19 protein-coding genes are annotated in these 24,878 nt (G+C 55.8%); 17 read left to right on the forward strand and 2 right to left on the reverse strand.

Annotation, left to right across the window (positions count from 1 at the left end):
• The first annotated feature begins 96 nt into the window (after nucleotides 1-96).
• The 6 genes from phrB to nei are packed head-to-tail and all read left to right on the forward strand — an operon-like array spanning nucleotide 97 to nucleotide 5,397.
• Nucleotides 97-1,509 (forward strand): deoxyribodipyrimidine photo-lyase, encoded by a 1,413-nt coding sequence (gene phrB, locus AC0TNG_RS21050; RefSeq protein WP_473713060.1) that lies wholly within the window; start codon nucleotides 97-99, stop codon nucleotides 1,507-1,509.
• A gap of 10 nt (nucleotides 1,510-1,519) precedes the next feature.
• Nucleotides 1,520-2,263: a type 2 GTP cyclohydrolase I gene (locus tag AC0TNG_RS21055; RefSeq protein ID WP_024908806.1), complete on the forward strand. Its 744-nt coding sequence runs from the start codon at nucleotides 1,520-1,522 to the stop codon at nucleotides 2,261-2,263.
• A 14-nt stretch (nucleotides 2,264-2,277) separates the two neighbouring features.
• Nucleotides 2,278-2,934, forward strand: coding sequence for a 5-oxoprolinase subunit PxpB (gene pxpB / locus AC0TNG_RS21060; protein ID WP_473713061.1), 657 nt, complete (start codon nucleotides 2,278-2,280; stop codon nucleotides 2,932-2,934).
• Entirely contained in the window at nucleotides 2,928-3,860 is a 933-nt protein-coding gene (gene pxpC / locus AC0TNG_RS21065) for a 5-oxoprolinase subunit PxpC (RefSeq protein ID WP_024908804.1), read from the forward strand. The genes pxpB and pxpC overlap by 7 nt, the downstream gene beginning before the upstream one ends.
• Complete coding sequence (gene pxpA / locus AC0TNG_RS21070) at nucleotides 3,847-4,587, forward strand: 5-oxoprolinase subunit PxpA (protein ID WP_473713062.1); 741 nt, start codon at nucleotides 3,847-3,849, stop codon at nucleotides 4,585-4,587. Before pxpC ends, pxpA begins: the two co-directional genes overlap by 14 nt.
• An 18-nt stretch (nucleotides 4,588-4,605) precedes the next feature.
• Nucleotides 4,606-5,397 (forward strand): endonuclease VIII, encoded by a 792-nt coding sequence (gene nei, locus AC0TNG_RS21075; RefSeq protein ID WP_473713063.1) that lies wholly within the window; start codon nucleotides 4,606-4,608, stop codon nucleotides 5,395-5,397.
• 97 nt (nucleotides 5,398-5,494) lie between these two features.
• Here nei and AC0TNG_RS21080 read toward each other — a convergent pair whose 3' ends face one another.
• Nucleotides 5,495-6,778, reverse strand: coding sequence for a citrate synthase (locus tag AC0TNG_RS21080; RefSeq protein WP_023334930.1), 1,284 nt, complete (start codon nucleotides 6,776-6,778; stop codon nucleotides 5,495-5,497).
• A 639-nt stretch (nucleotides 6,779-7,417) separates the two neighbouring features.
• On the opposite strand from AC0TNG_RS21080, the gene sdhC reads away from it, so the two are divergent.
• The 8 genes from sdhC (at nucleotide 7,418) to sucD (ending at nucleotide 17,090) form a co-directional block, all read left to right on the forward strand.
• Entirely contained in the window at nucleotides 7,418-7,822 is a 405-nt protein-coding gene (gene sdhC, locus AC0TNG_RS21085; protein WP_020684965.1) for a succinate dehydrogenase cytochrome b556 subunit, read from the forward strand.
• Nucleotides 7,816-8,163 (forward strand): succinate dehydrogenase membrane anchor subunit, encoded by a 348-nt coding sequence (gene sdhD / locus AC0TNG_RS21090; protein WP_008501088.1) that lies wholly within the window; start codon nucleotides 7,816-7,818, stop codon nucleotides 8,161-8,163. Before sdhC ends, sdhD begins: the two co-directional genes overlap by 7 nt.
• Nucleotides 8,163-9,929, forward strand: a complete 1,767-nt coding sequence (gene sdhA / locus AC0TNG_RS21095) for a succinate dehydrogenase flavoprotein subunit (protein ID WP_024908800.1) — start codon at nucleotides 8,163-8,165, stop codon at nucleotides 9,927-9,929. The genes sdhD and sdhA overlap by 1 nt, the downstream gene beginning before the upstream one ends.
• 15 nt (nucleotides 9,930-9,944) lie before the next feature.
• On the forward strand, nucleotides 9,945-10,661 hold the full coding sequence (gene sdhB / locus AC0TNG_RS21100; protein ID WP_008501090.1) for a succinate dehydrogenase iron-sulfur subunit SdhB: 717 nt from the start codon (nucleotides 9,945-9,947) through the stop codon (nucleotides 10,659-10,661).
• A 233-nt stretch (nucleotides 10,662-10,894) separates the two neighbouring features.
• The gene (sucA, locus tag AC0TNG_RS21105) at nucleotides 10,895-13,702 is read left to right on the forward strand and encodes a 2-oxoglutarate dehydrogenase E1 component (RefSeq protein ID WP_032649515.1); all 2,808 of its coding nucleotides are present in this window, start codon (nucleotides 10,895-10,897) and stop codon (nucleotides 13,700-13,702) included.
• Nucleotides 13,703-13,716: 14 nt separating this feature from the next.
• Nucleotides 13,717-14,937, forward strand: a complete 1,221-nt coding sequence (gene odhB, locus AC0TNG_RS21110) for a 2-oxoglutarate dehydrogenase complex dihydrolipoyllysine-residue succinyltransferase (RefSeq protein ID WP_008501093.1) — start codon at nucleotides 13,717-13,719, stop codon at nucleotides 14,935-14,937.
• A 117-nt stretch (nucleotides 14,938-15,054) separates the two neighbouring features.
• Nucleotides 15,055-16,221 (forward strand): ADP-forming succinate--CoA ligase subunit beta, encoded by a 1,167-nt coding sequence (sucC, locus tag AC0TNG_RS21115; RefSeq protein ID WP_006809579.1) that lies wholly within the window; start codon nucleotides 15,055-15,057, stop codon nucleotides 16,219-16,221.
• Nucleotides 16,221-17,090: a succinate--CoA ligase subunit alpha gene (gene sucD / locus AC0TNG_RS21120; RefSeq protein WP_014169173.1), complete on the forward strand. Its 870-nt coding sequence runs from the start codon at nucleotides 16,221-16,223 to the stop codon at nucleotides 17,088-17,090. Before sucC ends, sucD begins: the two co-directional genes overlap by 1 nt.
• Nucleotides 17,091-17,173: 83 nt before the next feature.
• Here the strand turns inward: sucD and AC0TNG_RS21125 are convergent, their stop codons facing one another.
• Nucleotides 17,174-17,890: a GntR family transcriptional regulator gene (locus tag AC0TNG_RS21125; protein WP_024908798.1), complete on the reverse strand. Its 717-nt coding sequence runs from the start codon at nucleotides 17,888-17,890 to the stop codon at nucleotides 17,174-17,176.
• Between the two features lie 170 nt (nucleotides 17,891-18,060).
• Between AC0TNG_RS21125 and mngA the strand changes: the two genes are divergently transcribed.
• The 3 genes from mngA (at nucleotide 18,061) to cydA (ending at nucleotide 24,876) form a co-directional block, all read left to right on the forward strand.
• A complete protein-coding gene (gene mngA, locus AC0TNG_RS21130) occupies nucleotides 18,061-19,977 on the forward strand; it encodes a PTS 2-O-a-mannosyl-D-glycerate transporter subunit IIABC (RefSeq protein ID WP_473713064.1) in 1,917 nt (638 codons plus the stop codon).
• Nucleotides 19,978-20,000: 23 nt separating this feature from the next.
• Nucleotides 20,001-22,631, forward strand: a complete 2,631-nt coding sequence (gene mngB / locus AC0TNG_RS21135; RefSeq protein ID WP_473713065.1) for a mannosylglycerate hydrolase — start codon at nucleotides 20,001-20,003, stop codon at nucleotides 22,629-22,631.
• Nucleotides 22,632-23,307: 676 nt separating this feature from the next.
• Nucleotides 23,308-24,876, forward strand: coding sequence for a cytochrome ubiquinol oxidase subunit I (cydA, locus tag AC0TNG_RS21140; protein ID WP_048990050.1), 1,569 nt, complete (start codon nucleotides 23,308-23,310; stop codon nucleotides 24,874-24,876).
• Nucleotides 24,877-24,878: the final 2 nt, after the last annotated feature.

Raw genomic sequence — 24,878 nt, forward strand, 5'->3', positions numbered from 1 at the left:
CATCCCGTCTACACTTCATGGCAAAGTAGTTCAATGCATGCTTTTTCCTTTTACAGCATGCCCTTACGGACATAATGGACAATAGCCTGGAGTTTTATGCCCACCCATCTGGTTTGGTTTCGCGCGGATCTGCGCGTACATGACAATATCGCCCTCGCGGCGGCCTGCCGCGCCAAAGACGCTAACGTACTGGCTCTGTTTGTGGCTACGCCCGGGCAGTGGCGGCAGCATGATATGGCGCCACGCCAGGCGGCCTTGCTGCGTGCGTATCTGGCCGAACTGCAGCATTCGCTTGCTGGAAAAGGCATACCGCTTCTCTATAAAGAGGTGAGTGATTTTGCCGCACAGCTGCGGACGGTGCAGGAGACCTGTAAGCAGCACAACGTTACGCATCTTTTTTACAACTATCAGTACGAATTCAACGAGCAGCAGCGCGACCGTCAGCTGGAGAAGGAGCTGCAGGATGTGGTCTGTGAAGGATTTGATGACAGCGTGATGCTGGCGCCGGGCAGCGTGATGACCGGCAACAGTGAGATGTATAAAGTTTTCACACCGTTTAAAAATGCCTTTATCAAACGTCTGAAAGAGGCGTTGCCGGAGTGCGTTGCTGCGCCTGCCGCGAGGGGCGAAGCCATAAAGGACCTGCCTGAACTGACGTTCGATTATCCTCAGCAGCCGTTTGATAAAGCGCTGTTCCCCGCCGATGAGAAAGCGGCCATCGCCCAACTGCGCCAGTTCTGCAAACAGGATGCGGCCAACTACGACGCGCGTCGGGATTTTCCCGCCATCGAGGGCACCAGCCGCCTGTCGGCCTGTCTGGCGCTGGGCGCGATCTCTCCTCGCCAGTGTTTACATCGTCTGCTGGCGGAGCAGCCGCAGGCGCTGGAGGGCGGCGCTGGGTCCGTCTGGCTGAATGAACTGATCTGGCGTGAGTTTTATCGCCATCTGATGACGTATCATCCCGATCTCTGTAAGCATCGTCCGTTCATTCCCTGGACCGACAACGTAAAATGGCAGCACGACGAGGCACTTTTACAGGCCTGGCAAAAAGGGCTGACGGGCTATCCGATAGTCGATGCCGCGATGCGTCAGCTCAATGAGACGGGGTGGATGCACAACCGCCTGCGAATGATCACCGCCAGCTTTCTGGTGAAGGATCTGCTTATCGACTGGCGCATCGGAGAGCGCTATTTTATCTCTCAGCTGATCGATGGCGATCTTGCCGCGAATAACGGCGGCTGGCAGTGGGCAGCCTCAACGGGCACCGATGCGGCTCCCTATTTCCGGATTTTTAATCCAACCACTCAGGGACAAAAATTTGATGAGGACGGCGAGTTTATCCGCCGCTGGGTCCCTGAACTTAAAGAGATACCGGCTAAAGCGATCCACGAACCGTGGGCATGGGCGGATAAACAGCGTGTAAAACTGAATTATCCCCGTCCGATTGTCGATCATAAACAGGCGCGTGTCGCCACGCTGGCTGCGTACGAAGCGGCCCGCAAAGCATAAGAGAGTGATGATGAAAAACAGCGAACTGGAACGCCTGATTAACGAAAAACTGAATAGTGCCTCCTTCAGCGATTACGGCCCGAACGGGCTCCAGGTCGAAGGACGTGAAACGGTGCAAAAAATTATCACCGGCGTCACGGCAAGCCAGGCGCTGCTGGACGAGGCGGTCCGTCAGAACGCTGATGCGGTGATTGTCCATCACGGTTACTTCTGGAAAAACGAATCGCCGATTATTCGCGGCATGAAGCGCAACCGCCTGAAAACGCTGCTGGCAAATGACATTAACCTGTACGGTTACCACCTGCCGCTGGATGCGCACCCGGAGCTCGGCAACAACGTCCAGCTGGCGCAGCTACTGGGCATTACCGTGATGGGCGAGATTGAGCCGCTGGTGCCGTGGGGCGAACTGGCGATGCCGGTTCCGGGGCTGGAGCTGGCCTCGTGGATTGAAGCGCGCCTGGGGCGTCGTCCGCTATGGAGCGGTGATACCGGCCCGGATACGGTGAAGCGTGTGGCCTGGTGTACCGGTGGCGGGCAGGGCTTTATCGACAGCGCCGCGCGTTTTGGCGTCGATGCTTTTATCACCGGCGAGGTGTCCGAGCAGACTATTCATTCGGCGCGTGAGCAGGGGCTGCATTTTTACGCGGCAGGCCATCATGCCACCGAGCGCGGCGGCATTCGCGCCCTCAGCGAGTGGCTGACGGAAAACACAGATCTGGATGTGACCTTTATTGATATCCCTAACCCGGCCTGATGAGAGGTGCCTGAGTGCAGCGAGCGCGTTGTTATCTTCTGGGAGAAACGGCAGTGGTTCTGGAGCTCGAGCCGCCGGTGACCCTTGCCACGCAAAAACGTATCTGGCGGCTAACCCAGCGTCTGGTCGATCTGCCGGAAGTGGTTGAAGCCATTCCGGGGATGAATAACATCACGGTGGTGCTGCGTAGCCCGCATACGCTGGCGCTGGATGCCATCGAACGTTTGCAGCGCTGGTGGGAAGAGAGTGAGGCGCTGGAGCCGGAATCGCGTGCCATCAAGATCCCGGTCGTGTATGGCGGCACGGGGGGACCGGATCTCGACGTGGTGGCGGACCACTGTGGTTTAACAGCAAAGCAGGTTGTTGAGCTGCACAGCTCGGTTGACTACGTGGTCTGGTTCCTGGGGTTTCAGCCCGGATTCCCGTATCTGGGGGGATTAGCCCCTCAGCTGCATACGCCACGTCGTGCCGAACCGCGCCTGAGCGTACCGGCGGGGACGGTGGCTATCGGCGGCGAGCAGACCGGCGTTTATCCGCTGACATCGCCCGGCGGCTGGCAGCTTATTGGGCATACCGCCACACCGTTATTTGACCCGGGGCTGGAGACGCCAATACTCCTGCGTCCCGGCGATACCCTTCGCTTTATCCCGCAGAAGGAGGGGGTATGTTAACGCTTATTCGCGCCGGGCTTTATACCTCCGTACAGGATGCGGGCCGCTTTGGTATGCGCCAGTCTGGCGTGAGCTATTGTGGCGCGCTGGACAGGCCTGCGCTGGAGATTGCTAACGTGCTGGTGGGCAACCCCGGCAATACGGCCGCGCTCGAAATTACGCTCGGCCAGTGCGTCATTGAGTTTAGTCAGGAGACCTGGTTTGCCTTAACCGGCGCGGGGTGTGATGCGACGCTGGATGGCAAAGCGGTCTGGACCGGCTGGCGGCTGCGGGCGAAAGCCGGACAGCGTCTGACCTTAAAGCGTCCTTTGCACGGTGTGCGTAGCTATCTCGCGGTGGCGGGCGGCATCGACGTGCCTGAGGTGCTGGGCTCATCCAGCACCGATCAGAAAGCCGGGATCGGCGGTCATGAAGGACGTTTGCTGCGCGACGGCGACCGGCTGGCAATCAAGCCCTCGGCACGCCATTTCTCGACCGCGCAGGGCGTAAAACAGCTGCTGTGGGGAAACCAGATCCGCGCCTTACCGGGGCCGGAATATCATGAGTTTGACGAGGCTTCCAAAGAGTCCTTCTGGCGCTCGCCGTGGAAGCTTAGCCCGCAGAGTAACCGCATGGGCTACCGCCTGCAGGGGCAGCCGCTGACCCGCACGACTGACCGGGAACTGCTCTCCCACGGTTTACTGCCTGGGGTTATTCAGGTTCCAGGCAACGGGCAACCGATCGTGTTAATGAACGACGCGCAGACGACCGGCGGTTACCCGCGAATTGCCTGCATCATTGAAGCCGATCGCTACCATCTGGCACAAATTCCTCTCGGGCAGCCGATTCACTTCGTGCAGTGTTCACTGGAAGAGGCGCTGAAGGCGCGGCAGGATCAGCAGCGTTATCTCGAACAGCTGGCGTGGAGGCTTGATGGTAAAGATTGATTTGAATGCCGATCTGGGCGAGGGCAGCAGCGCCGATGCGGCGCTGATGACGCTGGTCACCTCGGTCAACATCGCCTGTGGCTTTCACGCGGGCGATGCGCAAACCATGCTGGAGAGCGTGCGTAATGCCATCAAAAACGGCGTCGCGATTGGCGCTCATCCGAGCTTCCCTGACCGGGAAAACTTTGGCCGCACGGCGATGGATCTGCCGCCGGAGACGGTCTACGCTCAGGTGCTCTACCAGATCGGCGCGCTGGAGGCGCTGGTGCGCGCTGAGAACGGCGTGCTGCGCCACGTGAAGCCGCACGGTATGCTCTACAACCAGGCGGCAAAAGCTCCGGCGCTGGCGGAGGCGATTGCCCGCGCGGTGCGGGACTGTAATCCGCAGCTGATTCTGGTAGGCCTTGCGGGTAGCGAGCTTATTCGTGCCGGACAGCGGCTGGGCCTGACCACCCGTCAGGAAGTGTTTGCCGACCGGGGATACCTGCCGGACGGCAGCCTGGTTCCACGTACACAGGCCGGGGCGCTGATTACCGACGAAGCTAAAGCGCTGGCGCAGACGCTGGAGATGGTGCGCGCCGGGCGGGTGACCGCCGTGGATGGCACACAGGCAAACGTTCAGGCTGATACGGTATGTTTACACGGCGACGGCGAGCATGCGCTCCAGTTCGCGCGCCGCTTGCGGGCGGCGTTCTCTGAAGAGGGCATTCTGGTCAGCGCAGAATAATCATGAAAGGACAATAACATGCCAGAAGGTCCGGAGATCCGCCGCGCGGCGGATAGCCTGGAGGCGGCGATAAAGGGCAAACCGTTGACGCATGTCTGGTTTGCTTTTCCTCAGCTAAAACCGTTTGAATCACAGCTGGTGGGGCAGACGGTGACCCATATTGAAACGCGCGGCAAAGCGTTGCTCACGCATTTTTCCCATAACCTGACGTTATATAGCCATAACCAGCTTTACGGCGTCTGGCGCGTGGTGGAGGCGGACGAGCAGCCGCAAACCACCCGCGTGCTGCGCGTCAGGCTGCAAACGGCGGATAAAGCGATCCTGCTTTACAGCGCGTCGGATATCGAAATGTTAACGCCGGAGCAGCTGCTGACGCACCCGTTTCTGCAGCGGGTCGGGCCGGACGTGCTGGACATGCGCCTGACGGCGAGCGATGTTAAAACCCGCTTGTTATCCCCCAAATTCCGCAACCGGCAATTTTCCGGGTTATTGCTCGATCAGGCGTTCCTGGCAGGGCTAGGTAACTATCTGCGTGTGGAAATTCTGTGGGAAGTGGGGATGGCACCGCAGCATAAAGCGTCTCAGCTGAATGATGAACAGCTGGAGGCGTTATCCCACGCGCTGCTGGATATTCCGCGGCTGTCGTACAACACGCGCGGCGTGGTGGATGAGAACAAGCATCACGGGGCGCTGTTCCGGTTCAAGGTGTTTCATCGGGAGGGGAAAATGTGCGAGCGATGCGGCGGGATTATCGACAAGATTATGCTCTCTTCGAGACCCTTTTACTGGTGCCCGCACTGCCAGAAATAAAAGCAAAACGGCAACGAAAGTTGCCGTTTTTAATGTTTTCTCCCTCTCCCTGTGGGAGAGGGCCGGGGTGAGGGCATCAGGCCGCACCCAACGTCTGTTAGCGCTTAATATCAGACTTAAAATCACGCTGCTCGTAGCCGGTATACAGCTGACGAGGACGGGCGATTTTCATGCCTTCGCTGTGCATTTCGTTCCAGTGCGCAATCCAGCCTACGGTACGGGCCATGGCGAAGATGACGGTGAACATGGAAGACGGAATGCCCATCGCTTTCAGAATAATGCCAGAGTAGAAATCGACGTTCGGGTACAGTTTCTTCTCGATGAAGTACGGGTCGTTCAGCGCGATGTGTTCCAGCTCCATCGCCACTTCCAGCAGGTCATCTTTGGTGCCCAGCTCTTTCAGCACTTCGTGGCAGGTCTCACGCATGACGGTGGCGCGCGGGTCGTAGTTTTTGTAAACACGGTGACCGAAGCCCATCAGGCGGAAGGAGTCATTCTTGTCTTTCGCACGACGCACGAACTCAGGAATGTGCTCAACGGTGCTGATCTCTTCCAGCATCTTCAGTGCCGCTTCGTTCGCGCCGCCGTGCGCCGGTCCCCACAGGGAGGCGATACCCGCAGCGATACAGGCGAACGGGTTCGCGCCTGAAGAGCCCGCGGTACGGACGGTAGAGGTAGAGGCGTTCTGTTCGTGGTCAGCGTGCAGGATCAGAATACGGTCCATCGCACGTTCCAGTACCGGGTTCACTTCGTACTCTTCGCACGGCGTGGAGAACATCATGCGCAGGAAGTTACCCGCGTAGGAGAGGTCGTTGCGCGGATACACAAACGGCTGGCCGATGGAATATTTGTAGCACATCGCCGCCATGGTAGGCATTTTGGACAGCAGGCGGAACGCCGCGATATCACGGTGACGCGGGTTATTCACGTCAAGGGAGTCGTGGTAGAACGCCGCCAGCGCACCGGTAATCCCGCACATCACCGCCATTGGGTGAGAGTCACGACGGAACGCATGGAACAGACGGGTAATCTGCTCATGGATCATGGTGTGACGGGTCACGGTGGTTTTGAATTCATCGTACTGGGCCTGCGTCGGTTTTTCGCCGTTCAGCAGGATGTAGCACACTTCCAGATAGTTGGATTCGGTGGCTAACTGATCGATGGGGAAGCCGCGATGGAGCAGGATACCTTCGTCACCGTCAATGTAGGTGATTTTGGATTCGCAAGATGCGGTAGAGGTAAATCCAGGGTCAAAGGTGAACACACCTTTAGAACCCAGCGTACGGATATCAATAACATCCTGACCGAGCGTGCCTTTTAGCACATCCAGTTCAATAGCAGTGTCACCATTTAGGGTGAGCGTTGCCTTTGTATCAGCCATTTACGGTCTCCTTAGCGCCTTATGCTTAAGACTGCGCTTCACCGGATTTGCTTTCAGCTGTAAATCACCGTTACCAGATTGTTATTTGGCTTACCGCTCAGCTCACGAGGACAAACCAGGGTACAGAGCTATGGCGCCTTGCAGGTAAACGAATGAAATATCAGTGAAACAACAGCAAATCAGCGTTTTTGCAGTCCGAATTATTCAAACCTGTATATCACTAATAACTGTCCTGATAACTTCGGTCAATACCATCACACTGTTACATAACTATTTGTCAGGTGAAAGTGAGACCTCATAACTTTTGCGCATTATATGCCTTTTCTGATGACGTTTGTAACAATATTGTTTAACATTTGTCAAATCAGATGATTAAAAATTAAAAAGATGTTGTTATCGTGACCCTGATCACTGTTCCAGAGAAAACCCGACAAACTGTATGTAGGTTAATTGTAATGATTTTGTGAACAGCCTATACTGCCGCCAGGTCTCCGGAACACCCTGCAATCCCGAGCCACCCAGCGTTGTAACGTGTCGTTTTAGCATCTGGAAGCAATGTTTTGCATGACGCGCAGTTATAGAAAAGGAACGCTGCTTGACCCGCATCGCAGTCCGGAGGAAGGAAACAATAAGAACAGCATGTGGGCGTTATTCATGATAAGAAATGTGAAAAAACAAAGACCTGTCAATCTGGATCTCAAAACGATCCGGTTCCCTGTAACAGCAATAGCGTCCATTCTGCACCGTGTTTCTGGTGTGATTACGTTTGTGGCGGTCGGTATTTTGCTGTGGTTACTGGGCACCAGCCTCTCTTCCCCTGAAGGATTCCTCCAGGCCTCTGCCATCATGAACAGCTTCTTCGTGAAATTCATCATGTGGGGCATTCTGACCGCGCTGGCGTACCACGTCGTCGTGGGTGTTCGCCATATGCTGATGGACTTTGGCTATCTGGAAGAGACTTTCGAAGCCGGGAAACGCTCCGCTAACATTTCATTTGTGATTACAGTCGTGCTTTCACTTCTCGCAGGAGTTCTCGTATGGTAAGCAACGCCTCCGCATTAGGACGCAACGGCGTACATGACTTCATCCTGGTCCGTGCTACCGCCATCGTTCTCACCCTTTACATCATCTATATGATCGGTTTCTTCGCGACCAGCGGCACGCTGACGTGGGAAATCTGGAGTGGGTTCTTCGGATCCGCCTTCACCAAAGTGTTCACCCTGCTGGCTCTGTTCTCCATCCTTATTCATGCCTGGATTGGTATGTGGCAGGTGTTGACCGATTACGTTAAACCGCTGGCGATTCGCCTCCCGCTGCAACTGGCCATTGTGGTTGCACTGGTGGTTTACGTTATTTATGGATTCGTTGTGGTGTGGGGTGTGTAATGAAACTGCCAGTCAGAGAATTTGATGCTGTTGTGATTGGTGCCGGTGGCGCAGGTATGCGTGCCGCACTGCAAATTTCCCAGAGCGGCCAGACCTGTGCGCTGCTCTCTAAAGTATTCCCGACCCGTTCCCACACCGTGTCTGCGCAGGGCGGTATCACCGTTGCGCTGGGTAACTCCCATGAAGACAACTGGGAATGGCACATGTATGACACGGTAAAAGGTTCCGACTACATCGGCGACCAGGATGCCATCGAATATATGTGTAAAACCGGCCCGGAAGCGATTCTGGAGCTGGACCATATGGGGCTGCCGTTCTCCCGTCTGGAAAATGGCACTATCTATCAGCGTCCGTTTGGCGGCCAGTCGAAAAACTTCGGCGGCGAGCAGGCGGCACGTACCGCGGCGGCGGCTGACCGTACCGGTCATGCGCTGCTGCACACCCTGTATCAGCAGAACCTGAAAAACCACACCACCATCTTCTCCGAGTGGTATGCGCTGGATCTGGTGAAAAACGCCGATGGCGCAATTGTTGGTTGTACCGCGCTGTGCATCGAAACCGGCGAAGTGGTTTACTTCAAAGCCCGCGCTACCGTGCTGGCGACCGGCGGCGCAGGCCGTATCTATCAGTCCACCACTAACGCCCACATCAACACCGGTGACGGTGTCGGTATGGCTATCCGCGCGGGCGTGCCGGTGCAGGATATGGAGATGTGGCAGTTCCACCCAACCGGTATCGCCGGTGCGGGCGTTCTGGTAACAGAAGGTTGCCGCGGTGAAGGTGGTTACCTGCTGAACAAACACGGCGAGCGCTTTATGGAGCGTTATGCCCCGAATGCGAAAGACCTGGCGGGTCGTGACGTGGTGGCGCGTTCCATCATGATCGAAATTCGTGAAGGCCGCGGCTGTGATGGCCCATGGGGTCCACACGCGAAGCTGAAACTCGACCATCTGGGTAAAGAAGTGCTGGAATCCCGTCTGCCGGGCATCCTGGAACTCTCCCGCACCTTTGCACACGTCGACCCGGTGAAAGAGCCGATTCCGGTTATCCCAACCTGCCACTACATGATGGGCGGTATTCCAACCAAAGTGACCGGTCAGGCGCTGACCGTGAACGAGCAGGGCGAAGACGTGGTTATTCCTGGCCTGTTCGCGGTAGGCGAAATTGCCTGCGTATCCGTACACGGCGCAAACCGTCTGGGCGGTAACTCCCTGCTGGACCTGGTAGTGTTTGGTCGCGCGGTGGGTCTGCATCTGCAGGAATCTATTGCCGAGCAGGGCGCGCTTCGTGACGCGACCGATGACGAAATTGATGCCTCTCTTGAGCGCCTCAACCGCTGGAACGGTAACCGTAACGGCGAAGATCCGGTGGAAATCCGTAAAGCGTTGCAGGAATGCATGCAGCACAACTTCTCGGTATTCCGTGAAGGCGATGCGATGGCCAAAGGCCTTGAGCAGCTGAAAGCTATCCGCGAGCGTCTCAAAAATGCCCGTCTGGACGACACCTCCAGCGAGTTCAACACCCAGCGCGTTGAGTGCCTGGAGCTGGATAACCTGATGGAAACCGCGTTCGCGACGGCGATGTCGGCAAACTTCCGTACCGAAAGCCGTGGCGCGCATAGCCGCTTCGACTTCCCGGAGCGTGATGACGAAAACTGGCTGTGCCATTCCCTGTATCTGCCAGAGTCGGAAACCATGACGCGTCGTAGCGTCAATATGGAACCGAAACTGCGTCCGGCGTTCCCGCCGAAGATTCGTACTTACTAATGCGGAGACAGGATAATGAAACTCGAATTCTCAGTTTATCGTTATAACCCGGATGTTGATGACGCTCCGCGCATGCAGGACTACACCCTGGAAGCGGAAGAAGGTCGCGACATGATGCTGCTGGATGCGTTAATCCAGCTGAAAGAAAAAGATCCAACGCTGTCGTTCCGCCGCTCCTGCCGTGAAGGGGTTTGTGGTTCTGACGGGGTGAACATGAACGGCAAAAATGGCCTGGCCTGCATCACGCCAATTTCAGCGTTGCAGCGTCCTGGTCAGAAAATTGTTATCCGTCCTCTGCCAGGCCTGCCGGTTGTGCGTGATTTGGTGGTAGACATGGGGCAATTCTATGCACAATATGAGAAGATTAAGCCTTACTTATTGAATAATGGGCAAAATCCACCCGCTCGCGAGCACTTACAGTCTCCAGAGCAGCGTGAAAAACTCGATGGGTTGTACGAGTGTATTCTCTGCGCATGCTGTTCAACGTCCTGCCCGTCGTTCTGGTGGAACCCGGACAAGTTTATCGGCCCGGCCGGTCTGCTGGCTGCCTATCGCTTCCTGATCGATAGCCGCGACACCGAAACCGACAGCCGTCTGGAAGGACTGAGTGACGCTTTCAGCGTATTCCGCTGCCATAGCATCATGAACTGCGTCAGTGTGTGTCCGAAGGGGCTGAACCCGACGCGCGCCATCGGCCATATTAAGTCGATGCTGCTGCAGCGCAGTGCGTAAGTAGTGAGAGGGGAGCGCTGTTCCCCTCACCCTGACCCTCTCCCAAAGGGAGAGGGAACAGATTGCAGAAACCTTTAAAAACTGCCCTGTACTACCCTGAAGTCCAGACAGTTTCTAAAGGTTCCTTCGCGGGCCAAATGAAAAGAGCTCGCAGGTGAACCCCGGCACGTACACGCGGTGTGCGTGGTAGTTTCTACGGCGAAAGTAAGCATAAAAATGCTTAAGGGATCACGATGCAGAACGGCGCAATGAAAGCCTGGCTGGACTCTTCTTACCTCTCTGGTGCGAACCAGAGCTGGATAGAACAGCTCTATGAAGACTTCTTAACCGATCCTGACTCAGTGGACGCAAACTGGCGTTCCATGTTCCAGCAGTTGCCTGGCACAGGGGTCAAACCGGATCAATTCCATTCCAAAACACGTGATTATTTCCGTCGTCTGGCGAAGGATGCCTCACGTTACTCTTCTGCGATTTCCGACCCTGACACCAATGCGAAGCAGGTTAAAGTCCTGCAGCTTATCAACGCTTATCGCTTCCGCGGTCACCAGCATGCGAATCTCGATCCGCTGGGACTGTGGAAACAAGACCGTGTGGCCGATCTCGATCCGGCGTATCACGATCTGACCGAGGCCGATTTCCAGGAAAGCTTTAACGTAGGTTCCTTTGCCATCGGCAAAGACACGATGAAGCTGGGCGATCTGATTGACGCGCTCAAGCAAACCTACTGCGGCTCCATCGGCGCGGAATACATGCACATTACCTCTACTGAAGAGAAACGCTGGATCCAGCAGCGCATCGAATCCGTAGCGGGCCACGCGACCTTCTCGGCTGACGAGAAAAAACGCTTCCTGAACGAACTGACCGCAGCGGAAGGGCTTGAGCGTTATCTGGGCGCGAAATTCCCGGGCGCAAAACGCTTCTCGCTGGAAGGCGGCGACGCGCTGGTGCCGATGCTGAAAGAGCTGATTCGTCACGCAGGCAAGAGCGGTACCCGTGAAGTGGTACTGGGTATGGCGCACCGCGGTCGTCTGAACGTACTGGTCAACGTGCTGGGTAAAAAACCACAGGACCTGTTCGACGAATTCGCGGGCAAACATAAAGAACACCTCGGCACCGGCGACGTGAAGTACCACATGGGCTTCTCGTCTGATATCGAAACCGAAGGCGGTCTGGTTCACCTGGCGCTGGCGTTTAACCCGTCACACCTGGAAATCGTCAGCCCGGTGGTTATCGGTTCCGTACGTGCGCGTCTGGATCGTCTGGACGAGCCAAGCAGCAATAAAGTGCTGCCAATCACCATCCACGGTGATGCGGCGGTAACAGGGCAGGGCGTGGTTCAGGAAACCCTGAACATGTCGAAAGCGCGTGGTTACGAAGTGGGCGGTACCGTTCGCATCGTGATCAACAACCAGGTGGGCTTCACCACCTCTAACCCGCTGGATGCGCGTTCTACCCCGTACTGCACCGACATCGGTAAGATGGTACAGGCGCCGATCTTCCACGTTAACGCGGATGACCCGGAAGCCGTTGCTTTCGTTACCCGTCTGGCGCTGGACTTCCGTAATACCTTTAAACGCGATGTGTTCATTGACCTCTTCTGCTACCGCCGTCACGGCCACAACGAAGCGGATGAGCCAAGTGCAACCCAGCCGCTGATGTACCAGAAAATCAAAAAACACCCGACCCCGCGCAAAATCTATGCTGACAAGCTGGAGAGCGACAAAGTGGCGACGCTGGAAGATGCGACCGAAATGGTCAACCTCTACCGCGACGCGCTGGATGCGGGCGAATGCGTGGTGAAAGAGCTGCGTCCGATGAACATGCACTCCTTTACCTGGTCTCCGTACCTCAACCACGAGTGGGATGAGAGCTACCCGAACAAGGTTGAGATGAAGCGCCTGCAGGAGCTGGCTAAACGCATCAGCACCGTACCGGACGCTATCGAGATGCAGTCTCGCGTGCAGAAAATCTACGCTGACCGTCAGTCCATGGCGGCAGGCGAGAAGCTGTTCGACTGGGGCGGCGCGGAAACGCTGGCTTACGCAACGCTGGTTGACGAAGGCATTCCTGTTCGTCTGTCCGGTGAAGATGCGGGCCGTGGGACCTTCTTCCACCGTCACGCGGTTGTTCACAACCAGTCCAACGGTTCAACCTACACCCCGCTGCAGCACGTGCACAACGGTCAGGGCCAGTTCAAGGTCTGGGACTCCGTGCTGTCTGAAGAAGCGGTACTGGCCTTCGAATATGGCTACGCCACCGCTGAACCACGCACCCTGACCATCTGGGAAGCGCAGTTTGGTGACTTCGCCAACGGCGCGCAGGTGGTTATCGACCAGTTCATCTCCTCCGGCGAGCAGAAGTGGGGCCGTATGTGTGGCCTGGTAATGCTGCTGCCGCACGGTTATGAAGGACAGGGTCCGGAGCACTCCTCCGCGCGTCTGGAACGTTATCTGCAGCTCTGCGCCGAGCAGAACATGCAGGTCTGCGTGCCGTCCACCCCGGCTCAGGTGTACCACATGCTGCGTCGTCAGGCGCTGCGCGGTATGCGTCGTCCGCTGGTGGTGATGTCGCCGAAATCCCTGCTGCGTCATCCGCTGGCGGTGTCCAGCCTGGAAGAACTGGCGAACGGTACCTTCCAGCCGGCCATTGGCGAAATTGACGAGCTGGATCCGCAGGGCGTGAAGCGCGTGGTGATGTGTTCTGGTAAGGTTTATTACGACCTGCTGGAACAGCGCCGCAAGAACGATCAGAAAGATGTCGCCATTGTGCGTATCGAACAGCTTTATCCGTTCCCGCATCAGGCGATGCAGGAAGTGCTGAAACAATATGCTCACGTACATGATTTTGTCTGGTGCCAGGAAGAGCCGCTCAACCAGGGCGCATGGTACTGCAGCCAGCATCATTTCCGTGAAGTGATTCCATTTGGGTCAGCCCTGCGTTACGCAGGTCGCCCGGCCTCCGCCTCTCCGGCGGTAGGGTATATGTCCGTTCACCAGAAGCAGCAACAAGATCTGGTCAATGACGCGCTGAACGTCGATTAATTAAAGGATACAAAATGAGTAGCGTAGATATTCTTGTTCCCGACCTGCCTGAATCCGTAGCAGATGCGACCGTCGCTACCTGGCACAAAAAACCAGGCGATGCCGTTAAGCGCGATGAAGTGCTGGTAGAAATCGAAACTGACAAAGTGGTACTGGAAGTACCGGCTTCGGCGGATGGCGTTCTGGACGCGGTGCTGGAAGATGAAGGTACCACCGTCACCTCTCGTCAGATCCTGGGTCGCCTGCGTGAAGGTAATAGCGCGGGCAAAGAGTCCAGCGCGAAGTCTGAAGAGAAAGCCTCTACGCCGGCTCAGCGCCAGCAGGCTTCGCTGGAAGAACAGTCTAACGACGCCCTCAGCCCGGCGATCCGTCGCCTGCTGGCTGAACACAGCCTTGACCCGGCAGCCATCAAAGGCACCGGTGTGGGTGGTCGTCTGACCCGCGAAGACATCGACAAACACCTGGCGAAAGCGCCTGCTCAGGCAGAAGCGAAAGCCCCTGCGGCAGCACCAGCAGCTCAGCCTGCTCTGGGCGCCCGCAGCGAAAAACGCGTGCCGATGACTCGCCTGCGTAAGCGCGTGGCCGAGCGTCTGCTGGAAGCGAAAAACTCCACCGCGATGCTGACCACCTTCAACGAAGTGAACATGAAGCCAATCATGGACCTGCGTAAGCAGTACGGTGACGCGTTTGAAAAACGTCACGGTATCCGTCTGGGCTTTATGTCCTTCTACGTGAAAGCGGTAGTTGAAGCGCTGAAACGCTACCCGGAAGTGAACGCGTCTATCGATGGCGATGACGTGGTTTACCACAACTATTTCGACGTCAGCATGGCGGTTTCTACCCCACGTGGCCTGGTAACGCCGGTTCTGCGTGATGTGGATACCCTGGGTATGGCTGATATCGAGAAAAACATTAAAGAGCTGGCTGTTAAAGGCCGCGACGGCAAGCTGACCGTAGACGATCTGACCGGCGGTAACTTCACCATTACCAACGGCGGCGTATTCGGCTCGCTGATGTCTACCCCGATCATTAACCCGCCGCAGAGCGCGATCCTGGGTATGCATGCCATTAAAGATCGCCCGATGGCGGTAGACGGTAAAGTTGAGATCCTGCCGATGATGTATCTGGCGCTCTCTTACGACCACCGCCTGATCGACGGCCGCGAGTCCGTGGGCTTCCTGGTAGCGATTAAAGAGCTGCTGGAAGATCCAACGCGTCTGCTGCTGGACGTCTAGTGACTATTTAGCATCACCTGCCCTGTAGGCCGGATAAGCGTAGCGCCATCCGGCACACAGACTGCGCCGGTCTACAGGTTTGAAGATAACGATTACCCTGAAGGATGGATAGAACACATGAACTTACATGAATATCAGGCCAAACAGCTGTTTGCCCGGTATGGCTTACCGGCTCCGGTGGGTTATGCCTGTACTACCCCGCGTGAAGCAGAAGAAGCTGCATCTAAAATCGGTTCCGGCCCGTGGGTAGTTAAGTGTCAGGTTCACGCTGGTGGCCGTGGTAAAGCGGGCGGTGTGAAGGTTGTTAAGAGTAAAGAAGAGATTCGTGCGTTTGCTGAACATTGGCTCGGCAAGCGTCTGGTGACCTACCAGACAGACGCGAACGGCCAGCCGGTTAACCAGATCCTGGTTGAAGCGGCGACCGACATCGCGAAAGAACTGTACCTGGGCGCGGTTGTTGACCGTAGCTCCCGTCGCGTGGTGTTCATGGCGTCTACCGAAGGCGGCGTGGAAATCGAAAAAGTGGCGGAAGAGACCCCGCACCTGATCCACAAAGTGGCTATCGATCCGCTGGCGGGCCCAATGCCTTACCAGGGTCGCGAGCTGGCGTTCAAACTGGGTCTGGAAGGTAAACTGGTTCAGCAGTTCACCAAGATCTTCATGGGTCTGGCAACCATCTTCCTGGAGCGCGATCTGGCGCTGATCGAGATTAACCCGCTGGTGATCACCACCCAGGGCGACCTGATCTGCCTCGACGGCAAGCTGGGCGCTGACGGCAACGCGCTGTTCCGCCAGCCGGATCTGCGCGAAATGCGCGATCAGTCTCAGGAAGATCCGCGTGAAGCGCAGGCTGCACAGTGGGAGCTGAACTACGTGGCGCTGGACGGCAACATCGGCTGCATGGTTAACGGTGCGGGCCTGGCGATGGGCACCATGGACATCGTTAAGCTGCACGGCGGTGAGCCAGCAAACTTCCTCGACGTGGGCGGTGGCGCAACCAAAGAGCGCGTTACCGAAGCGTTCAAGATCATTCTCTCCGACGACAACGTGAAGGCCGTTCTGGTTAACATCTTCGGCGGTATCGTCCGTTGCGACCTGATCGCCGACGGTATCATCGGTGCGGTAGAAGAAGTGGGTGTTAACGTTCCGGTTGTTGTACGTCTGGAAGGTAACAACGCTGAACTCGGCGCGAAAAAACTGGCTGACAGCGGCCTGAATATTATTGCAGCGAAAAGTCTGACGGATGCAGCTCAGCAGGTTGTTGCCGCAGTGGAGGGGAAATAATGTCAGTTTTAATTAATAAAGATACCAAGGTTATCTGCCAGGGCTTCACCGGTAGCCAGGGGACTTTCCACTCCGAACAGGCGATTGCTTACGGCACGCAGATGGTTGGCGGCGTAACGCCAGGTAAAGGCGGCACCACCCACCTGGGCCTGCCGGTGTTCAACACCGTGCGTGAAGCCGTAGAAGCGACGGGCGCAACCGCGACCGTGATCTACGTTCCGGCTCCGTTCTGCAAAGACTCTATTCTGGAAGCGATCGACGCAGGCATCAAACTGATCATCACCATCACAGAAGGCATCCCGACGCTGGATATGCTGACCGTGAAAGTGAAGCTGGATGAAGCTGGCGTGCGTATGATCGGCCCGAACTGCCCAGGCGTTATCACCCCGGGCGAATGCAAAATCGGCATCATGCCGGGCCACATTCACAAGCCGGGTAAAGTGGGCATCGTGTCCCGTTCCGGTACCCTGACCTATGAAGCGGTTAAGCAGACCACCGACTACGGTTTCGGCCAGTCCACCTGTGTGGGCATCGGCGGTGACCCGATCCCGGGCTCTAACTTCATCGACATCCTGAAGATGTTCCAGGAAGATCCACAGACCGAAGCGATCGTGATGATCGGTGAGATCGGTGGTAGCGCGGAAGAAGAAGCGGCTGCTTACATCAAAGAACACGTGACCAAGCCAGTTGTGGGTTACATCGCGGGTGTGACTGCGCCGAAAGGCAAGCGTATGGGTCACGCAGGCGCGATCATCGCCGGTGGTAAAGGTACGGCTGATGAGAAATTCGCAGCGCTGGAAGCCGCAGGCGTGAAAACCGTTCGCAGCCTGGCGGATATCGGCGAAGCACTGAAATCCATCATTAAGTAAGTCCTCTCTGCTCCCCGAAAGGGGGGCGTTGAAGTATAAAAATGTCCGTTTCGACATGGTTGGCCGCTGTAAAGCGGCCTTTTTTATTGCCTGCGTCTGGCGACAAGCGTGAACTTGTAATCGTCGGTATTGAACACGTTGCGGCTGTATTCAAATACCCGTCCGTCCTTGAGAAACCCGCGGGAGACTTTTTCCAGGATCGGCTTTGCCGGATCGAGCGACAGCGCGGCAATCGCTTCCTCTGACGGCATGACTGGCACCAACTCCTGCTCGCTGCGATCGATAACCAGCTTTTTGATCTGCTCAACGTAGTGGTATTTCGAATTCTCCATCACTTCCCAGGTGAGGTCGGGGAACATCGCCAGCGGCATCCACGTTTCTTCCAGATTCACCGGTTTTTGTTTGATAAAGCGGACGCGTTTGACGTGCCAGACTTTATCGTCAGGAGAGAGATTCAGCTTTTCGGCAAGTTTTGCATCGGCTTTCAGCACTTCGAAAATGCTCACCTCGCTGTGGGTATCGACGTTCCGGTCCGCCAGTTTTTCGTAAAAGCCAGTGAGCTGGTAAATGTCGTAGTTAACGCGCTCTTCTTTTACGTAAGTACCGCTGCCCTGAATGCTCTCGACTATCTGCTCTTCCGTAAGCAGCTTCAGTGCCTGTCTCACCGTTACACGACTGACGTTGAACGCCTCCTGCAGGCTGGATTCGGTCGGTAACGCATCGCCGGGTTTTAACTCACCCGCATTGACTTTCTCGCGAAGCGTATCGGCTATCTGCCGGTACATCGGTTTGTTACCCATAGAACCTGCCTTTCTAATACCTTTTCACGGAATTATGCCTTCACCTTAAAATTTGTAAATAATACAAATTAAATACAAATATGCGTTGTTAGTGAAAGTGATCACATAAATGTATTGTGTTGCCTGTCACAATTGCCGTCAGACAATAACAATTTACGTGTGAGGATCTTATGAACCTGACGACTCTGACCCACACCAGCGCTGTCTGCGTGCAGGCGCACTATGCCAGCCGTGATGAGGCCATTCGCCAGCTTGCGATGCGACTGGTGGCGCTGGGCAAAATCACAGATGGCGATGCATTTCTGGCGGAGGTCTACCGTCGCGAATCGCAGGGGCCAACCGCACTGGGTGAAGGGCTCGCTGTCCCCCATGGTAAATCGAGCGTGGTGAACGAAGCGGCTTTTGCAGTTGCTACGCTAAGCGAACCGCTGGAGTGGGAGGGGGTGGACGGCCCTGAAAACGTTGAGCTAATCGTCCTGCTTGCCATTCCGCCTGCTGAAGCGGGATCCACGCATATCCAGGTGCTGACGGCGCTGACGTCTCGCCTGGCTGATGATGCCCTCCGGGAACGCGTTATGGCTGCAGCGACGGCGGAGGATCTGCTTGATGCGCTAAACGGTATCTCGCAGGAAGACGAGGTTGCCACACTGGTGAATGCACCAACCGTCATCTGTGTTACCGCCTGTCCGGCCGGGATTGCCCATACCTATATGGCAGCTGAGTACCTGGAAAAAGCGGGACGTAAGCTCGGCGTCAACGTGGTGGTCGAAAAGCAGGGGGCGAACGGCATTGAAGGGCGCATTACTGCCCAGCAGTTGCAGGAGGCGAAAGCGTGCATTTTTGCCGCAGAAGTGGCGATCAAAGAGAGCGAGCGCTTTCAGGGGATCCCCGCCATTTCCGTACCCGTCGCGGAACCCCTGCGCCATGCTGAAGCGCTGATTGAGCGCGCGCTGGCGCTAAAGCCCTCCACCGATGCGCGTCATGCGCAGGTCGATACCGAAACGAAAAAGAGCGTTAAAACTGAACTCAAGCAGGCGCTTCTGAGCGGCATCTCCTTTGCGGTGCCGCTGATTGTCGCCGGCGGTACGGTGCTGGCCGTATCGGTACTGCTGGCGCAAATCCTTGGCCTGCAGCACCTGTTTGACCAGGAAAACTCGTGGTTGTGGATGTACCGCAAGCTTGGCGGCGGCATGCTTGGCATTTTGATGGTGCCTGTCCTGTCGGCCTACACCGCCTACTCGCTGGCGGATAAACCTGCGCTGACGCCGGGCTTTGCGGCCGGTCTGGCTGCCAACATGATCGGCTCCGGTTTTCTTGGCGCTATCGTCGGCGGGCTGATCGCGGGCTATCTGATGCGCTGGGTGAAAAACCACATCCGGCTCAGTAGCCGCTACAACGGCTTTCTGACTTTTTATCTCTATCCGGTGATTGGCGTGCTGGGCGCGGGCAGCCTGATGCTGTTTGTGATTGGCGAACCGGTGGCCTGGCTCAATAACACGCTCACCGTCTGGCTTAACGGTCTGTCCGGCGCGAATGCGCTGCTTCTGGGGGCAATCCTCGGGTTTATGTGCTCATTCGATTTGGGTGGCCCGGTCAACAAAGCCTCTTACGCGTTCTGCCTGGGGGCGATGGCGAACGGGGTATACGGTCCCTATGCGATCTTTGCCTCCGTCAAAATGGTCTCAGCCTTCACCGTCACGGCGTCAACGATGCTGGCACCGAAGCTGTTTAAGTCGTTTGAAATTGAAACCGGCAAATCGACCTGGTTGCTCGGCCTCGCGGGCATTACCGAAGGGGCGATTCCGATGGCGATAGAAGATCCGCTTCGCGTTATTGGCTCATTTGTACTCGGATCCATGGTGACAGGCGCGGCTGTCGGTGCGATGGGGATCGGGTTGTCTACGCCGGGGGCCGGGATTTTCTCTCTTTTTTTACTTCACGATGCCGGGTTGGGTGGTGTGGTTGCTGCGGCGGGCTGGTTTGGTGCGGCGCTGGTGGGTACCGCTATCTCCACTCTGGTTCTGCTGCTCTGGCGACGCCAGGCGGTAAAAAAGGGCAACTACGTCACTGAAGACGCCTTATCGTAAAAACGCACAAACAGGAAACGAAGATGAAAGCTGTATCTCGCGTTCATATCACGCCGCATATGCACTGGGACCGTGAGTGGTATTTCACCACCGAAGAGTCGCGTATTCTTCTGGTCAATAATATGGAAGAGATCCTGACCCGTCTGGAGCAGGATGACGAGTATAAATATTATGTCCTCGATGGACAGACGGCTGTTCTGGAGGATTATTTTGCCGTTGTGCCCGAAAACCGCTCTCGCGTGAAGGCGCTTGTCGAGCGTGGAAAGCTGATTATCGGCCCCTGGTATACCCAGACCGATACCACGATCGTGAGCGGCGAGTCGATTGTCCGCAACCTGATGTACGGCATCCGGGATTGTATGGCCTTCGGCGAGCCGATGAAGATCGGCTATCTGCCGGATTCGTTTGGCATGTCCGGCCAGCTTCCGCATATCTATAACGGGTTTGGCATTACACGCACGATGTTCTGGCGCGGTTGTTCTGAACGCCACGGGACCGATAAAACCGAATTTCTCTGGCAGAGCCAGGACGGGAGTGAAGTGACGGCACAGGTGCTGCCACTGGGCTACGCGATTGGTAAGTACTTACCGGAGGACGAAGTGGGGCTGCGAAAACGGCTCGACAGCTATTTCGAGGTTCTGGAAAAGGCGTCCGTCACCAAAGCGATTTTGCTGCCCAACGGACACGACCAGATGCCGCTGCAGCAGAACATTTTCACGGTGATGGGGAAGCTGCGTGAAATCTATCCGCAGCGTCAATTTGTGATGAGCCGGTTTGAGGAGGTCTTTGATCGCATCGACGCGCACCGCGATGACCTGGCGACCTTAAAAGGTGAGTTTATCGACGGTAAATACATGCGCGTGCACCGGACCATCGGCTCCACGCGCATGGATATCAAAATCGCCCATGCGCGTATTGAGAACAAAATTGTCAATATCCTTGAGCCGCTGGCGACGCTTGCCTGGACGCTGGGCTTCGACTACCACCACGGCTTGCTGGAGAAAATGTGGAAAGAGATCCTCAAAAACCACGCTCACGACAGCATCGGCTGCTGCTGCAGCGACAAGGTGCATCGCGAGATTGTCTCCCGCTTTGCGCTGGCTGAGGATATGGCAGATAACCTGGCGCGTTTCTATATGCGCAAGATTGTCGACAACATGCCGCAAAGCGATGCCGATAAGCTGGTGATGTTCAACCTGATGCCCTGGCCGCGTGAAGAGGTGATGAACACCACGATTCGACTGCGCGCCAGTCAGTTCCGTCTGCGGGATGACAAAGGCAATGAGATCCCCTATTTCATCCGCAGCGCGCGCGAGCTCGACCCGGGCCTCATTGACCGGCAGATTGTTCACTACGGCAATTACGAACCGTTTATGGAGTTTGATATTCAGCTCAGCCAGATACTGCCGGCGATGGGCTACCGTACGCTGTTTATCGAACCTAACGTGGCCGGGAAGGTACTCTCTCCGGGGGAAAACACCGCATCCTTACTTGAAAACGCCTTCTGGCAGATTGACGTAAATGACGACGGTACGTTGCGCCTGCGCGACAAAGAAACCGGGCTTGTTTATGACCGCGTGCTGGAAATCGAAGAGAGCTCGGATGATGGCGACGAGTACGACTACTCGCCTTCGCGGGAAGAGTGGAGACTCACTTCCGCGCAGGGCGGGCATGAATTTGAGGTTACGCATGAAGGCTGGCAGAGCAGGGCGGTTATCCGCCATCGAATCGCCGTTCCGGCGAACCTGGCCGAACGCGCGGCGCGCCAGCGAAACGGCTATCTCGACGCTGAATTTGAGATTACGCTAAGCCATAACAGCAGACGCATTGACGTGGTGGTGTGCCTGGATAATCAGGCCGATGACCACCGCGTTCGCGTGCTGATCCCAACGCCGTTTATGACAGAGGAAGTGTTAGCGGATACGCAGTTTGGCTCGATCACTCGCCCGGTGCAGGACGCAGCGATGCAAAACTGGCAGGAGGAGGGGTGGAAAGAAGCGCCGGTTCCCGTCTGGAATTTACTCAACTATGCCGTCCTGCAGGAAAAGCGAAACGGGCTGGCGCTCTTCACCGAGGGACTGCGCGAGTTTGAAGTGGTGGGCAATGACAAAAAAGCATTCGCCTTAACCTTGTTGCGTGGCGTGGGGCTGCTCGGGAAAGAGGATTTGCTGTTGCGTCCAGGCAGACCTTCGGGGATCAAAATGCCTGTTCCTGACTCTCAGGTGCGCGGACCGTTAACCTGTCGCTTTAGCCTCTTCAGCTTTAGTGGCGCGCCGGAAAACGCAGGCGTCGCACAGCAGGCTAAATCGTGGTTAACGCCGGTGCAGTGCTATAACAAAATTCCCTGGGATGCGATGAAACTGAATCGCGCGTCGTTTATCACGCCGGAAAATTACAGTCTGTTAGCGCTTCCGCCAACGGGATGCGTGCTCAGTACGCTCAAAAAGGCTGAAGATCGTGATGAGCTCATTCTCCGACTGTTCAACCCTTCGGCGTCCAGCGCCTGTGACACGACGTTATCCATGAATCCGACGGTGAAACGGTGGCGCGAAACGGACATGAACGAACGGATAATGGAGCGGTGTGGAGAAGAGGGCATTGTCGGGGCATTCAGGCCGGGGCAGTCGCGAACCTTTAGTATTCTTATCGCCTGAACCCGTGATACACAAAAGGCTGCAGAGAAGGCGGCCTTTTTTCATTAAATAGTCACACAGTGGTGTTAACTTATGGGGTGCCAAAAGTAAATTAAATGTAATTTTGAAGGGTTGCATAAATGCAATGGAAAAATATTCTGGCCCGACTACGCTTTATTGTTTGTCCCTCGTCGAAATGGTGCTTTCTTTAGCGTTAATTAAAATCACTTCTGTTTATATTTTTTCCCGTCTTCGATAACTAACTCCATCTTCGTATGCACATATCGTTAACATGGTTTTTACCATTCTTACCATGATTAAACATGGTTAACATCAGTGGTTGTTTTTGATTTAAATCAAAGTTTAATCCTTGGAAAAAGACACCGAAAAGCGCTAAATTGTCCGCGATCAAAATGGTCGAAAAGTGGTAATTTTGCTATAAATTGATCACCGTCGAAAAACGTAAATGTGATTCAATAAAAACCTGTTTATTGTAAGGGTTTTGCAGCGTATTATATTTGCGGGATCAATTTGAGATTTTTATTAACGTATTTGTAACCTCACGTCATCGTTTTTATCCTCCTTCAGGGTAATAACGACGACAAGGATGCGAATAATTTGTATTGGGGCATGCGTGTGGATCTCTCTCTGACGGGGTTCACTCTCGGAGTCTTCATGCGATGAGCAAGGAGTCATGATGTTAGATATAGTCGAACTGTCGCGCTTACAGTTTGCCTTGACCGCGATGTACCACTTCCTGTTTGTGCCACTGACGCTCGGTATGGCGTTCCTGCTGGCCATCATGGAAACGGTATACGTTCTCTCCGGCAAACAGATTTATAAAGATATGACCAAGTTCTGGGGCAAGTTGTTTGGTATCAACTTCGCACTGGGCGTGGCAACCGGTCTGACTATGGAGTTCCAGTTCGGGACTAACTGGTCTTACTATTCCCACTATGTAGGGGATATCTTCGGTGCGCCGCTGGCCATTGAAGGTCTGATGGCATTCTTCCTCGAATCCACCTTTGTAGGTCTGTTCTTCTTCGGTTGGGACCGTCTGGGTAAAGTCCAGCATATGGCGGTGACCTGGCTGGTGGCATTAGGTTCGAACCTGTCCGCGCTGTGGATCCTGGTGGCGAACGGCTGGATGCAGAACCCGATCGCGTCTGATTTCAACTTCGAAACCATGCGTATGGAGATGGTCAGCTTTGCCGAGCTGGTCCTGAACCCGGTAGCGCAGGTTAAATTCGTTCACACCGTCGCTTCTGGCTATGTGTGCGGCGCAATGTTTATCCTGGGTATCAGTTCTTACTACATGCTGCGCGGTCGTGACTTCGCGTTTGCGAAGCGCTCCTTTGCTATCGCGGCAAGCTTCGGTATGGCTGCAATCCTCTCTGTTATCGTTCTGGGTGATGAATCCGGTTACGAAATGGGTGACGTGCAGAAAACCAAACTGGCCGCTATCGAAGCCGAATGGGAAACCCAACCGGCGCCTGCGGCCTTTACGCTGTTCGGTATTCCGGATCAGGACGCGCAGCAAAACCACTTCGCGATTCAGATCCCTTACGCGCTGGGTATCATCGCCACCCGTTCTGTTGATAAGCAGGTGACGGGGCTGAAAGAGCTGATGGTTCAGCATGAAGAGCGTATTCGTAACGGTATGAAAGCCTACTCGCTGCTGGAACAGCTGCGTGCCGGTTCTACCGACCAGGCCGTTCGCGACCAGTTCAACAACGTGAAGAAAGATCTGGGTTACGGTCTGCTGCTGAAGCGCTATACCCCGAACGTGTCTGATGCGACAGAAGCACAGATCCAGATGGCAACCAAAGACTCGATTCCACGCGTTGCGCCTCTGTACTTCGCATTCCGTATCATGGTGGGCTGCGGCATCATCATGCTGCTGATCATTGCGGCGTCCTTCTGGTCCGTGATTCGCAACCGCATCGGCGAGAAAAAATGGCTGTTGCGCACTGCGCTGTACGGTATTCCACTGCCGTGGATCGCAATCGAATCCGGCTGGTTTGTGGCGGAGTATGGCCGTCAGCCATGGGCGATTGGTGAGGTACTGCCAACGGCGGTAGCGAACTCCTCCCTGACAGCGGGCGACCTTATCTTCTCCATGCTGCTGATTTGTGGTCTGTACACCCTGTTCCTGGTGGCTGAACTGTTCCTGATGTTCAAGTTCGCGCGCCTTGGCCCAAGCAGCCTGAAAACCGGTCGCTATCACTACGAGCAGTCCACTGCGACTACTCAGCCGGCACGCTAAGA

The sequence above is a fragment of the Enterobacter sp. PL_is514 genome (assembly GCF_055816715.1).